We start from the raw sequence: 13,086 nt of genomic DNA, 5'->3' as shown, positions 1-13,086 counted from the left end.
GGGAGTGACCGAGACAGCCAAGCCCGTTCGACGCTCGCGCAAGGCCGAGCAGCGCGCCGAGACGATGGAACAGATTTACGACGCGGCCGAGGAGTTGTTCTCGCAGCACGGGCTCTATGGCGTGACGCTGAAGGACGTCGCCAAGCAGGTGGGCGTCCACCACACGCTGCTCAACTATTATTTCGCCGACAAGAAGGCGCTGTTCGACGCCGTGTTCGCCAGGCGCGCGGTCGTCACCAGCGAGCGGCGGATGCAGGCGCTCGACGCGTACGAGGCCGAAGCCAAGGGCAAGCCGACCGTCGAGGGGGCGCTGCGGGCGTTCCTCGACACCGACCTGGACACCTATATCGAGGGCGGCGAGGGCTGGAAGAACTATGCCAAGCTCGGCGCGCAGGTGGCCAACACCCCGGCCTGGGGCGCCGACCTGATGGACGCGCATTTCGACCCCGTGGTGCTCAGGCTGATCGGGCTGCTGAAACAGGCCCTGCCCGACTGCGCAGAAGAAGACATCTTCTGGGGCTATCATTTCGTCACCGGCGCGCTGATGCTTACCCTCGCCCGCACCGGCCGGATCGACAAGCTCTCCCACGGCCTGTGCCATTCGGACGACTTCGGCGCGGTGAAGGAGCGGATGGCATCGTTCATGGCCGCCGGCTTCCTCGAGATCTGCAAGCGCGGGAAATAGCCAAACCTACTCGCTCTCTTGCGAGTGAATGATTGCGGCGCTACGAAGCCCTCCGTCAAAATCAAAACGGAGAGCGGGATGTCGCTGGCGGGTCGAGTAGCAATCGTGACGGGTTCGGGCGGGGGACTGGGGCGCGCACATGCGCTGTACCTGGCGAGCAAGGGCGCCCTGGTGGTGGTCAACGACCTGTCCCAGCCCGCCGCCGACGCAGTCGCCGCCGAGATCCGCGCCGCCGGGGGCGAGGCGATCGCCTTTGCCGCATCGGTAACCGACGAGGCGCGGGTCGCCGCGATGGTCGCCGAGACCGTCGATCGCTGGGGCCGAATCGACATCCTGGTCAACAATGCCGGCATCCTGCGCGACAAGAGCTTCGCCAAGATGAGCATCGACGATTTCCGCCTGGTGGTGGACGTCCACCTGATCGGCGCGGCGATCTGCTGCAAGGCGGTGTGGGAACAGATGCGCGCGCAGAATTACGGGCGGATCGTGATGACCACCTCCTCCTCGGGCCTGTACGGCAATTTCGGCCAGGCGAATTACGGCGCGGCCAAGCTGGCGCTGGTCGGGCTGATGCAGACGCTGGCGATCGAGGGCGAGAAATACGGCATCCGGGTCAACAGCCTGGCCCCCACCGCCGCGACCGGCATGACCGAGGGCGTGCTCTCCACGGAGAGCCTCGAGATGCTCGCGCCCGATCTGGTGAGCCCCGGCCTGCTGGCGCTGACGGGCGAGGACGCCCCTACCCGCGCGATCCTGTGCGCCGGCGCCGGCCATTTCGCCGCCGCGCACATCACCCTGACCGACGGCATCCAGGTGGGCCGCGCCAGCGATGCCGGCGAGCAGGTCGCGACCGGCTGGGCGGACGTGACCGATCGGGCGGGCGAGATCGTCCCCGCCTATGGCTTCACCCAGGCCGAGCGCGAAGTGGCCGCCGCCACCGGCAAGGCGCCGGTCGCCGCGGCGGTGCGCTGAGCGAGACCTTCCCCAGAAGCATCCGATCCGGCATCCCTTGGGGAATCGCTCCCCAAGGAGGTGCTGGATGCGTTTTCCCTTCGCCGCCCTGTTGCTGATCTGCGCGACCCCGGCCTGGGCCGGCCCCGCCGCCGCGCAGGATCCCGACCGCACGACCAATGCCGAGATGACCGCCATCTTCGATGCGGACCAGGCGGCACGGGACAAACCCGCCACGATCGACTGGGAAGTGCTGGGTGCGGCCGACAAGGCACGGCGGGCACGCACCCAGGCATTGCTCGACACGGGCGCGCTGGACAGCGCCGACGACTTCTACCACGCCGCCTATGTCTTCCAGCATGGCGAGGCGCCCGAGGATTTCCTGAAGGCGCATGCCCTGGCGATCGTCGCGGTGGCGCGGGGCAAACCGGAAGCGAGCTGGATCGCGGCGGCGACGCTGGACCGCTATCTCCAGAATATCGGGCAGCCGCAGATCTACGGCACCCAGTTCAGGCATCCGCCCAAGGAGAAATGGACCCAGGAGCCCTATCGGCGCGACCTGCTGTCCGATGCCATCCGCAAGGCGAGCGGCGTGCCTCCACTGGCGGAGCAGGACAAGCAGCGCGAGGATTGGGAGCGGGAATGGCCGTGAGGGGGTGGCCGGTTGGCCGCATTTGATTGGAGCTGCGTTGTGGGACCGATGGAACCGATGCTAAGGCGTCACGCAACTGCCGACGTCGTTCGCGTGACGAACCTGCAATTCCGGAAAGCGTGAATTTCTAACGACATGAGCGACCAAGAACAGGGCGTAGCGGTACAGGCGCGCCGGATTCCATTCCCCTCTTCCATCAGCCCGGAAGCGCGGGCTAGTCTTGAAAGGCTGGTCGGCGAAGATGGTGTCCCGCTGAACGCGCTCTACACGATGCCCTTGCCGGACGATCATGCCGGCTGGATGGCGGTCAAGGCTGCAGCGGACGGACACTATGCGGCGGCCGTGGAGCGCCTCGCCGGCACTCTACGCTCGAGCGTCGAGACGATTCACGCCGGCGACGCCACCATCCATGTTGCGACGCCCGAAGCCATTTCGAAGCCCGACTGCGCCTATCTGGACTTTCATGGCGGCGCGCTGGTGGTTGGCGGCGGGGCAGCCTGCCGTGCCCAGGCACGGATGCAGGCGGATCAGCACGGCGCGCGCTGCTACGGCGTCGATTACCGGATGCCGCCCGAACACCCATATCCGGCGGCGCTGGACGACGCGATGGCCGCCTACCGCCATGTCCTGGAGCGCCATGCTCCGTCGCGCATCCTTGTGGGCGGCCGATCGGCCGGCGGCAACCTGGCGGTCGCCATGCTGCTGCGCGCGAAGGACGAGGGGCTTCCTCTACCCGCAGGATTGATCCTGCTTTCCCCTGAGGTCGATCTGACCGAGTCCGGAGACAGCTTTCAGGTCAACCAGATGGTCGATGTCGTGCTGCCCGGATCGCTGATGCGGAACAACCAGTTGTACGCCGGCGGTGCCGACCTGTCGCATCCCTATCTTTCGCCGCTGTTCGGCGATCTCACCGGCTTTCCGCCTACCTTCCTGCAGTCCGGCACCCGTGACCTGTTCCTGTCCAACGCGGTACGGATGCACCGTGCGCTGCGCCAGGCGAGAGTCGACGCCGAACTGCATGTCTTCGAGGCCATGCCCCATGGTGGCTTCATGGGGAATACGCCCGAGGACCTCGACCTCGCCCAAGAGGTATCCCGGTTCGCGAGAACCCAGTGGGGTGACGTGTAGAATCGCGCATGATCGTGTCGGGAAGGATGGCCATGATTGGCGGCGCGCAAGGCGCCACCAATCCGGCCCTCACAGCTATTCCGCCTTGTACCGGAACACGATCACCAGCCCGGCGACGACCAGGCCGAGCCCGCCGATCATCAGCACCGACATCGGGTTGCCGAGGATCGCCCAGTCCATCGCCGCGGTGACTCCCGGGACGAGATAGAAGAGGCTGGTCACGTTCACCAGATTGCCGCCCGCGATCAGGCGGTAGAGCAGGAAGGTGGCGCCGACCGAGATGACCAGGCCCAGCCACAGCACCGGCAGCACGAAGCCCAGGTCCCAGGCGGCGTGGAAGCTCCCCAGCGGCGACATCGCCCCGACAAAGCCGAGGCCGACCGCATATTGGGTGGGCAGCACGACCCAGGGCGCCTGCTTCTCCCGCTTCTGCAGTAGCGAGCCGGCGGTGATACCGAGCAGCGCCAGCCCGGCACAGGCCAGCCCGAGCAGGTTGAACCGCATCGACACCAGCCCGTCCGAGACGACCAGCGCAAGCCCCGCCAGCGCGCAGACCAGCCCCAGCAGGCGCGGAAGGGTTACGCGGCGCTCGGTGATGAAGAGGGTGAGTATGGGCTGCACACCGAGCAGGGTCGCGAGCGCTCCCGGGGTGACGCCGTTATCGAGCGCCAGCAGGTAGAAGACGGTGTAGAGGCCCGCGATCAGCAGGCCGATCGCGATATTGCGACCGCGTGTGCCGCGTGCCGGCACGAGCGTGCGCTGCCAGGCCGCAATCGCGACCAGCGCCGCCAGGGCGACGGCATAGCGGCAGAGGAGGATCGCGAAGGGCGAGCCGTGGCGCAGCCCGATCTCGGAGACGATGGCGCCGCTGCTCCACAGCAGGACGAACAGAGTCGTCGGCAGCAGCGCCGACGCGTGTCGAAAGGACATGATATTTCACCTGAAAGGACGTCATGAGGCCCGCGCATGGCGCGCGGGCGGCGTGCCGGCGGTCAGCCGGCGACGGTCGATACCGGCGGGGGCGGTGCCCCGACGCGGGCGACCCGGACAATCGATACAGGTGGAGGTGCGCAGGACATGCGCGCGAGCGGGCCGGCTGCACCAGATCGGTCGAGGCGGACGTTCGCGAACATGCCGTATTGATAAGCCGGAGCGAGCGCGAGGGCAAGCGACAGGATGCCCCTGCCCCAGCCCGCCAGTGCCTGCTATGCCGCGCCGATGTTCGGTACCCTCGCGCTGCTCGCCCTCGCCCTTTCCCCCGCCGCGCAAGCCCAGGATGGGCCCGAGGTCAGCGAGGTCGACGCGATCGCGTGCCGGCTCTCGGTGCCCGACTATAATGGCTTCGCGCTGTCGCTCGATGATGTCGCCAAGGCGCGGCACTGGAAGCGGGTCGCCTCGACCAATGCATTCTTGAGCGAATATGAACTGCCGGCCGATATCCTGGTCGCCGGCTCCCATCGCACCCGTCGGATCGCGTTCAGTGCCAATGCAATCCTGGCGATCCTCGACGTGGCGGACCCGGCGGAGATCGCCCGCGGCGAGAATATCGAGAACCAGATGGACCCCGCGCCGCTGATCGCCGAGCTGGCGGGGCCGGACGGCAAGCATCGGGCCGAGGCGGAGGCCGCGGTCAAGTTCCGCAAGTTCCTGGGCGAGCGGATCCTGAAGGACGAGACCGAGCCCGCCGATGGCGAGGCCTTCCGGATGCACATGACGGTCGCGCGCAGCATCTCCAACGTCACCTCGCATCCCGGCAAGACGCTCTATGGCTGCAGCTATCGGATGGAGATGCTCGACAAGGACGGCAAGCCGCTCTGACGCGGCCCCGCCGGGATACCGGTGGCATAGCGCCGTGGCCAGAGACCGGAATCCCCGCGCGGAGGCACCGGCCATGACACGGGTAGCATTATCCAGATACTACAGATGCTTAGATACATGACGCACCGTTAATCTTCGCCTTGACTCGAACTGACACCGGTATCAATATACATGCCGGAAACAATGGATCAGCCAAAGCTGACCATCCGAAGGGGAGAGGCAAGATGAAGCTGCGTGTTTTGACGCCGGGCATTGCGCTCGTTCTGGCATTGGCCGGGTGTGACAGTAACGGTGATGGCACGGTCGCATCGCCATCGCCGACGCCAGCTTCGACACCGACACCGGGCGCGGCGATCACTTCGGGGCTGCTGCCCGCATCGGGCGAGACCGCCGCCTATAAGGACACGCTGCTCAAGCTGACCTTCACCGGCGCGCCAGTGGCGACCGGCATCGGCAGGATCCGCGTCTACAAGAGCGACGGCACGCTGGTCGACACGATCGATACCTCGGGCGGCGCCACCGTCGCGGGCGGCGAGACCCAGACGGCGCTGGGCAACGGCAACACCGAGATCGACAAGATCGGGAACGGCGTTTCCACCCTGACCCAGTATCGCTTCACCTACTACCGCCCGATCCGTATCAGCGGGAACACCGCGATCATCAAGCTGCACGACAATGTGCTGGCCTATGACACGTCCTACTATGTCCAGATCGACCAGTCGGTGTTCAACGGCCCGATCGCGGGGTTCAACAGCTTCCCGGGGATCAGCGGCACGACCGGCTGGACGTTCAAGACCAGGGCGGCGCCGACCTCGACCACCGCGGTGACCGTCGATGATGACGGCGCGGCCGACTTCCGTTCGGTGCAGGGCGCGCTCAACTACATGATGACGGTGGGCTGCTCCGGCTGCGGCGCGGGCAACACCGCGGCCAAGACGATCACGATCAAGAACGGCACCTATGACGAGCAGCTGTTCCTGCGCAACGTCAACAACCTGACGATCACCGGCGAGAGCCGGGCGGGCACGATCGTCCAGAACAACAATTGGGAAGCGTTCAACCCCGGCGTGGGCGGCAGCCGCGCGACCGCGAACACCACGCTGAGCAACATCGGCGGCAACACCGCGCTGGGCAACCGGCTTGCGCTGGGCGGCGGGCGCGCGGTGCTGCTGATCGAGGGCGGCGACCAGATCAAGGTCAGCAACTTCACGATGCAGAACACGCATGTGAAGGACGCGACGCAGAACAGCCAGGCCGAGGTGATCTACTACAATTCGGCCAACCTCAACGGATCGCGCTTCATCGGCACCGACATGAACTTCATCGGCACGCAGGACACGCTGCAGATGAAGGGCTGGGTGTGGATCTACAACAGCCTGATCGCCGGCGACGTCGATTTCATCTGGGGCTATCCCTATGCGATGGCGATCGAGAATTCGGAGCTGCGGACGGTCTACGACCCCTCGGCGCCGACCTCGGGCGGATACGTCTTCCAGGCGCGATCGGCCAAGGGCTATCCGGGATTCGTCGTGCTCGGCGGGGCGCTGACCTATTCGGGCGCGGTGCCCAGCGGATCGGCCTATCTGGCGCGATCGGGCGGCGTGAACCAGGCGGGCGGCTATTGCACGACGATGCTGGTGCTCGGCGGCGGATCGGCGAGCAACGCCACCCAATATTGCGACAACCTGGCGTTCATCGGGGTGAAGATGGACAGCCATGTCGCCGCGGCGGGCTGGTGGATCAACCCGATCCCGAACCTGCTGCCGAGCGCCACCGAAGGCTGGCGCGAGAGCGGCTCGCTGACGCCGGCGGGCACGGCGCTGTCGATGACCGGGCGCAACACCACCTATGGCAGCAGCACCGCGAACCTGACCGGGCTCAACACCCGCGCCAAGGTGTTCGCGCAGTGGAACGGCAATGTCGGCTGGACGCCGGCACCCTGAGGCACTGCAAGGGCGGACGGCACCCACCGTCCGCCCTCGTTTACCCTAAACGAGCGTATGATACCCCCGGGCCGCCGGATGCGGGAATTCTCCCACCAGAAATTTCCCCCCGGAGAACGGTCCGATGCTCGACATGGCCACCCCCTTTGCCGATAGCGGCACGACGATCGAAATCCTGCCCGCCGCTCCCCAGGTGAGCGAGACGGACGAGATGAACCACCGCATCGCCAACAGCCTGCAGCTGCTCTCCGCGATGGTCTCGGTCGAGGCGCGCGGCATCGCCGATCCGGCGGCGCAGGCGGCACTCGACATGACCCAGCGGCGCATCGCCGCGGTCGCCAGCGTCCACCGCCAGCTCTACCAGGCGCACGAGACCCGGATGGTCGACCTGCGCGCCTATCTCGAGAGCCTCGCCGCCGACCTGGAGGCGGGCGCGACCGGCCGGCCGGTGCGGGTCGACGCCACTGCGGTATCGGTCCGCTCGGACGAGGCGACCTCGATCGGGATCATCGTCTCAGAGCTGGTCACCAATGCCTTCAAATATGCCTATGCTCCCGGCGCGCCGGGCACGGTGCGCGTGATGCTGCGCAGCCTGCCGATGGGCGGCTACATGGTCGAGGTGTCCGACCGCGGGCGCGGACGGCTGGCCGACACGATCCGCGGCAGCGGCTTCGGCAGCCGGCTGATCGAGCTGATGGCGGCGCGCCTCAATGCCAGATGCAGCTATCACGATGCCCAGCCCGGTACGCGCTGCCTGCTCTTCGTCGGAGCGCGTTGAGCGCGATGTTACGGGGCATACGCAAGTCGTTCAGCCTTGTATATTGGTCCGATTCAGACGGATCGACGCAAGGGAGCGAGATGGGACAGGAAGCCGAGCGAAGGCGGTTGGCGGCGCAGGCGCAGTCGGTGGCGACGGTGCTGCTCGCGCTGGGCATCTTCGCGCTCGACGTGCTCAGCCCGCTGCAGGGCGCGGTGGCGGTACTCTACACCACCGTCGTGCTGCTCGCGACGCGGGCGCATTCGCGCGAGCTGACCCTTTCCGCCGGCTTCGTCTGCGCGCTGCTCGCGGTGGCGGGCTATTTCATCAGCCATGACGGCGAGGCGCTCGGCTCGCCCGCGGTGCGGCTGGCGGTGAGTCTGGTGGCGATCGCGATCACCACGCTGGTGTCGGTGCGGCACCAGGTGGCGGCCGAGCATCGCCGCCTCGCCGACCAGCGCTACCGCGCGATCTTCAACGCCGCCGGCTTCCCGATCTGGGAAGGCGACTGGTCGCAGGCCTTCGCGCTGCTCCAGGGTGGCCGCACGCCCGATGCCGAGGCGATCGACCTGGCCGCGCGCACCGCGACGATCTGCGATGCCAACAACGCCGCCGCCGCCCTGTTCGGCCTCACCCGCCGCGAGGAGCTGGTCGGCGGCACGCTGCTCCCCTTCCATACCCCCGCCGCCGAGGCGACGCTGGGCCGCATCCTCGCGGCGATGATCGCCGGCGAGACCGAGATCGAGGAGGAGACCCGCTTCGTCACCGCCCAGGGCGAACCGGTCGACGTGCTGCTGCGCGTCACCCTCCCACCCCAGCGCAAGGAGTGGAAGCAGGTGCTGGTGATGGCCCTCGACGTGACCGAGCGGAACCAGACCAACGCCCGGCTCGCCCAGGCCCAGGCCCAGCTCACCCATGTCTCGCGGATCACCACGCTCGGCCAGCTCGCCGCCTCGATCGCGCACGAAGTGAACCAGCCGCTCTCGGCGCTGATCACCTATGCCAAGTCGGGCAAGCGCTGGCTGGCCCGCGAGGCACCCGATGCCGCGGAGGTGAGCGACTGCCTGGACCATGTCGTCTCGAACGGCACCCGCGCCGCCGACGTGATCGCCCGCATCCGCGCATTGGCCAGGCGCGCCGATCCGCGGCAGGACGCGATCGACCTGGGCTCGCTGGTCGCCGAGACGGTGGAGCTGCTGCGCCGCGATCTCAACACCCATGACGTCACCGTCGCGGTGACGATCCCCGACGAGCTGCCCCCGCTGGTGGGCGACCGGGTGCAGATGCAGCAGGTGCTGATGAACCTGATGCTCAACGCCGAGCAGGCGATGGCCCAGGTGACCCCCGACGCGCGCGTGCTGCACGTCGACGTGGTTTCCGAATCCGGCGGCGTCGCCGTCCATGTCCGCGACAGCGGCGGCGGCATCGCAGTGGAGCCCGAGAGCCTGTTCAGCCCCTTCTTCACCACCAAGGCGGACGGCATGGGCATGGGCCTGTCCATCTGCCGCTCGATCATCGAAAGCCATGGCGGTACATTGGGGGCCGCCAATCATCCCGAGGGCGGTGCCGTGTTCAGTTTCCGCCTTCCCGTGGCCGGCCAGTTGGAGAGTGCGGCATGACCGATGTGCTTGAGACCATCCTAGACGGCTGTGTCTGCGTGATCGACGACGACGCCGAGATCCGCGGCTCCCTCGACAGCCTGTTCCGCTCGGCGGGGCTGGCAGTGGCGCTGCACGACAGCCCCGAGGCGTTCCTGATCGCCGGTCCGCCCAAGGGGCCTGCCTGCCTGGTGCTCGACGTGCGCCTGCCCGGCACCAACGGGCTCGACTTCCAGGAGCGGCTGGCGGCCGAGGGCAAGGACATTCCGGTGATCCTGATCACGGGGCATGGCGACATCCCGATGACCGTGCGCGGCATGAAGATGGGCGCGGTCGATTTCCTGCCCAAGCCGTTCAGCGACGACCAGATGCTCGCCGCCGTCGCCACCGCGCTGGCCAAGGACCGCGAGCGCCAGGCGGGCGCGCAGAGCGATGCGAAGCTGAAGGACTGCTATGCCAAGCTGACCCCGCGCGAGCGCGAGGTGCTCGGGCTGGTCGTCGCCGGGCTGATGAACAAGCAGGTCGCGGCGCGGATGGAGCTGTCCGAGATCACGGTGAAGATCCACCGCGGCAATGTGATGCGCAAGATGGAAGCCCAGTCGCTCGCCGACCTGGTCCGCATGGCCGAGCTGCTCGGCGTGCGCGACGAGAAGGTCCAGCGGTTTAACATCTGAGTATGATGGCGCGTGAGGCCCGACTGGCCCACATGGGGTATCTGTAAAGCTATCGAGTAACCAGCGTGACCGACCCGTTCCCCTCCCCGCTCGTCGCGGTCGTCGATGACGACCCCGGCATAAGGGGAAGCCTCAACAGCCTGCTGCGATCGGCAGGCCTTGCCAGTGTGTCGTTCGAGAGCGCCGAGGCGCTGCTCGCCGATGATCCCGCGCGCTTCGCCTGGGTCATCACCGACCTGCACATGCCGGGGATGACCGGGCTCGAGCTGCAGGCCGAGATCGGCCGGCGCGGTTGCGATTGCGAGATGATCGTGATGACCGCCTTCCCCACTCGCGCCTCGCAGAGCCAGGCGCTGGGCGCCGGCGCACGGGCGTTCCTGACCAAGCCGATCGACGCGGACCTGCTGCTCGAGGCGATCGAGGGGGCGGCTTAGCCCCAAACCGTCATCCGGGCGAAAGCCGGGATCTCGTGCGGCTCTTTCCCCGCGCTACTGCCTGAGATCCCGGCTTTCGCCCGGATGACGGCTTGGGCGTGCGGCACGCCAGCTCCCTCTCTTCTCCCTTAAGGGAATGGGCGAAGGCGTTGCCGCCCTCGCCCCAATCCTCACTCCACCGGATCGAGCGGGTTGACCCGCGAGACGATCAGCGGATCGACCGGCGTCAGCGGCAGCGCCGGGATCGCATCCGGCGCCACCCCGAAGGTCGCCGCCAGCACTTCGTTCGAGAAGGACGACACCGCCGCGCGGTAGCCGACATCTTCGGGCATGGGCTGGTCGAAGAACACCAGGAAATGGATGTCGTCCTCGCTCAGCACCTCGATCTGGTGCGGATAGGAGCGCGGGATGAAATAGGCGTCGCCGGGCCCCAGCAGATAGGTGTCGACGCTGCCGTCCGGATCGAGGATCGACATGCGGGCGCGGCCCTTGTGGACATAGCCCATCTCGGCCGTGTCGGGATGCCAGTGCGGCTCGCGCATGCCATTCTCGCGCACGTCGATCGAATACATCGCGAGGTTCTTCAGCGCCGGCCAGAATTGCGCACGAGCGAGCTGGGCGGTGCCATAGGGGAAGTCGATCGGGGGCGTCTGCGCCGCGATGCTGAACTTGTGCGGATCGGGAAGGGCGGCGGTTTCCGGCACCTCTGCCGGGCCGGTGCGCTTGACCAGGTAGCGTGCGCTCGACGTGTCGCGATGGATCGGGGCGAATTCCGCGGCCGGCAGGGTGAAGGTGTTGCCGAGCACCGCGTCGCTCATCGCGCCGAACGCGGCCTGGAGGGTGAAGTCCTCGGGCCGTTCATTGCTGAACACGACGATCAGCTCGGCTTCGGTGTCGCCGACATTCTCGATCGTGTGGAGCGAGCCGGTGGCGATGTGGAACATCTCGCCCGCGGAGATGGTGAAGCGGCCGAACACATCGGCATTGTCGAGCACCGAGACGAGCAGCTCGCCCGACAGGCAATAGGCCAGCTCGTCGGCATTGGCGTGCCAGTGCGGCTCGCGGATCGCGCCGGGGGCGATCACCAGCCGCTTCATCGCCATGCGCTTCAGCAGCGGGAATTCGTCGGCGGTGAGCCGGCGGGCCGAGCCGAGCTCGCCTTCATAGGCGGGGACGGCGTGGAGCAGCGAGCGTACGTGCCGGGATGCGGCCATGATCTTCCTCCTGGAGCATTGGTCGCGCCTCGCGCGCGGCCGGAGCACCAGAGCTAAGCTGCGTGGCGGGGCTTCCATCCCCTATCAAGGTAGGCCCAACCTTGGTTTGGATTGGCGCGGGCGGAGCGCCGCACATCTCGGGACACGTGCAAGACCCGAGGAGACGCCCGTGAAAGCCATGCCCTTCCTGCTGCTCGCCTTGTGCAGCTGCTCCGCCCCCAAAGCGCAGCTCCAGTGCCCCGCCTTTGCCGATGTGGCCCCCGCCGCGATCCCTTCGGACTATCTCGAGGATCTGAGCCAGCGCCTCGCCGGGCCCGACCGCGCGAACACGGTGGTGACCGCGGTGGCCGACATGCGAAAGCGCGCGCCGACCCTCACGCCGGACGAGATGACCGACATATTGATCGCGGCCGACTGCCCCAATGCGGCAGCGAAGCCGGACCATGACATCGCCGCCGACCGGGCTCGCATCGCAGCGTTCCGCGCCCAGGTGAGCACGCTGATGGGCGGCCAACAAACCCGGTAATACAATGGTTTATGTAAACCATCGTATTCCTGAACGCGGCCCTTTCCCTCCCCTATCTCCGACCTGCCAACACGGTTTTGGAGGAATTTGAAATGGGAATGATCAAGCACGCCACCCTCGCCATCCTCGCTTCGGCGGCCTTTGCGGTGCCGGCGATGGCGCAGGATTCGACCAGCTTTACGGGTCCGCGCGTCGGCGTCGAAGGCGGCTGGAGCCGGGTCGGCGGAGGGCACCGCGTGGGTGGGGATGGGTTCACCTATGGCGCGACGCTCGGCTATGACGTCGCCGCGGGCAATCTGCGCGTCGGCCCCGAGTTCGAGATCTCGGATTCCACCCAGAAGGAATGCCGTGCGGCACCGGCGATCGCCGCCGGCGCGAAGGATTGCGAGCGTTCGGACCGCGACCTCTATGCCGGTGCGCGCATCGGCTATGTCGCCGCTCCCTCGGTGCTGATCTATGGCAAGGCCGGCTACACCAATGCCCGCTTCTCCGACCGGATCGAGAATGCCGGCGCGAGCGACGTGGACGGCGCCGACAACCGCAGCGGCTACCGGATCGGCGCCGGCGCCGAATATGCGGTGACGCGCAACATCTATGTCTCGGGCGAGTATCGCTACTCGCACTGGTCCAGCAACATCCACCAGAACCAGCTGCTCGCCGGCGTCGGCCTGCGCTTCTGAAGTCCTCCCCCACGGCACCCCGCCGT

14 protein-coding genes are annotated in these 13,086 nt (G+C 67.3%); 12 read left to right on the top strand and 2 right to left on the bottom strand.

Going from position 1 to position 13,086, the window contains the following annotated elements; genetic code table 11:
• Positions 1-4: 4 nt before the first annotated feature.
• The 4 genes from GGR46_RS11530 to GGR46_RS11515 all read left to right on the top strand — a co-directional run bounded on the left by GGR46_RS11530 (position 5) and on the right by GGR46_RS11515 (position 3,416).
• Positions 5-685 (top strand): TetR/AcrR family transcriptional regulator, encoded by a 681-nt coding sequence (locus GGR46_RS11530; RefSeq protein WP_343058115.1) that lies wholly within the window; start codon positions 5-7, stop codon positions 683-685.
• 78 nt (positions 686-763) lie between these two features.
• Entirely contained in the window at positions 764-1,657 is an 894-nt protein-coding gene (locus GGR46_RS11525; RefSeq protein WP_183997806.1) for an SDR family NAD(P)-dependent oxidoreductase, read from the top strand.
• A 67-nt stretch (positions 1,658-1,724) separates the two neighbouring features.
• A complete protein-coding gene (locus tag GGR46_RS11520) occupies positions 1,725-2,288 on the top strand; it encodes a hypothetical protein (RefSeq protein WP_246426040.1) in 564 nt (187 codons plus the stop codon).
• Between the two features lie 135 nt (positions 2,289-2,423).
• Positions 2,424-3,416 (top strand): alpha/beta hydrolase, encoded by a 993-nt coding sequence (locus GGR46_RS11515; RefSeq protein ID WP_183997804.1) that lies wholly within the window; start codon positions 2,424-2,426, stop codon positions 3,414-3,416.
• Between the two features lie 75 nt (positions 3,417-3,491).
• Here the strand turns inward: GGR46_RS11515 and GGR46_RS11510 are convergent, their stop codons facing one another.
• On the bottom strand, positions 3,492-4,346 hold the full coding sequence (locus GGR46_RS11510; protein ID WP_183997802.1) for a DMT family transporter: 855 nt from the start codon (positions 4,344-4,346) through the stop codon (positions 3,492-3,494).
• 246 nt (positions 4,347-4,592) lie between these two features.
• Here GGR46_RS11510 and GGR46_RS11505 point away from each other — a divergent pair, with 246 nt between their 5' ends.
• The 6 genes from GGR46_RS11505 to GGR46_RS11480 all read left to right on the top strand — a co-directional run bounded on the left by GGR46_RS11505 (position 4,593) and on the right by GGR46_RS11480 (position 10,640).
• Positions 4,593-5,234: a hypothetical protein gene (locus GGR46_RS11505; protein ID WP_183997800.1), complete on the top strand. Its 642-nt coding sequence runs from the start codon at positions 4,593-4,595 to the stop codon at positions 5,232-5,234.
• Between the two features lie 224 nt (positions 5,235-5,458).
• Positions 5,459-7,177, top strand: a complete 1,719-nt coding sequence (locus GGR46_RS11500; RefSeq protein WP_221262707.1) for a pectinesterase — start codon at positions 5,459-5,461, stop codon at positions 7,175-7,177.
• 124 nt (positions 7,178-7,301) lie between these two features.
• Positions 7,302-7,955 (top strand): sensor histidine kinase, encoded by a 654-nt coding sequence (locus GGR46_RS11495; RefSeq protein WP_183997798.1) that lies wholly within the window; start codon positions 7,302-7,304, stop codon positions 7,953-7,955.
• An 80-nt stretch (positions 7,956-8,035) separates the two neighbouring features.
• A complete protein-coding gene (locus GGR46_RS11490; RefSeq protein WP_183997796.1) occupies positions 8,036-9,553 on the top strand; it encodes a sensor histidine kinase in 1,518 nt (505 codons plus the stop codon).
• Entirely contained in the window at positions 9,550-10,206 is a 657-nt protein-coding gene (locus tag GGR46_RS11485) for a response regulator transcription factor (protein WP_183997795.1), read from the top strand. The genes GGR46_RS11490 and GGR46_RS11485 overlap by 4 nt, the downstream gene beginning before the upstream one ends.
• Positions 10,207-10,271: 65 nt before the next feature.
• Positions 10,272-10,640, top strand: a complete 369-nt coding sequence (locus GGR46_RS11480) for a response regulator (protein WP_183997792.1) — start codon at positions 10,272-10,274, stop codon at positions 10,638-10,640.
• 170 nt (positions 10,641-10,810) lie between these two features.
• Here the strand turns inward: GGR46_RS11480 and GGR46_RS11475 are convergent, their stop codons facing one another.
• On the bottom strand, positions 10,811-11,854 hold the full coding sequence (locus tag GGR46_RS11475; RefSeq protein ID WP_183997790.1) for a cupin domain-containing protein: 1,044 nt from the start codon (positions 11,852-11,854) through the stop codon (positions 10,811-10,813).
• Between the two features lie 169 nt (positions 11,855-12,023).
• On the opposite strand from GGR46_RS11475, the gene GGR46_RS11470 reads away from it, so the two are divergent.
• Together GGR46_RS11470 and GGR46_RS11465 are read left to right on the top strand one after the other, a co-directional pair.
• Positions 12,024-12,380, top strand: a complete 357-nt coding sequence (locus GGR46_RS11470; protein ID WP_183997788.1) for a hypothetical protein — start codon at positions 12,024-12,026, stop codon at positions 12,378-12,380.
• 92 nt (positions 12,381-12,472) lie between these two features.
• Positions 12,473-13,060, top strand: a complete 588-nt coding sequence (locus GGR46_RS11465) for an outer membrane protein (protein WP_183997786.1) — start codon at positions 12,473-12,475, stop codon at positions 13,058-13,060.
• Positions 13,061-13,086 lie beyond the last annotated feature (26 nt).

The organism is Sphingomonas kyeonggiensis (assembly GCF_014196745.1).
Classification (GTDB): Bacteria; Pseudomonadota; Alphaproteobacteria; order Sphingomonadales; family Sphingomonadaceae; genus Sphingomonas; species Sphingomonas kyeonggiensis.
This window is presented reverse-complemented; position numbering and strand designations above follow the sequence as displayed.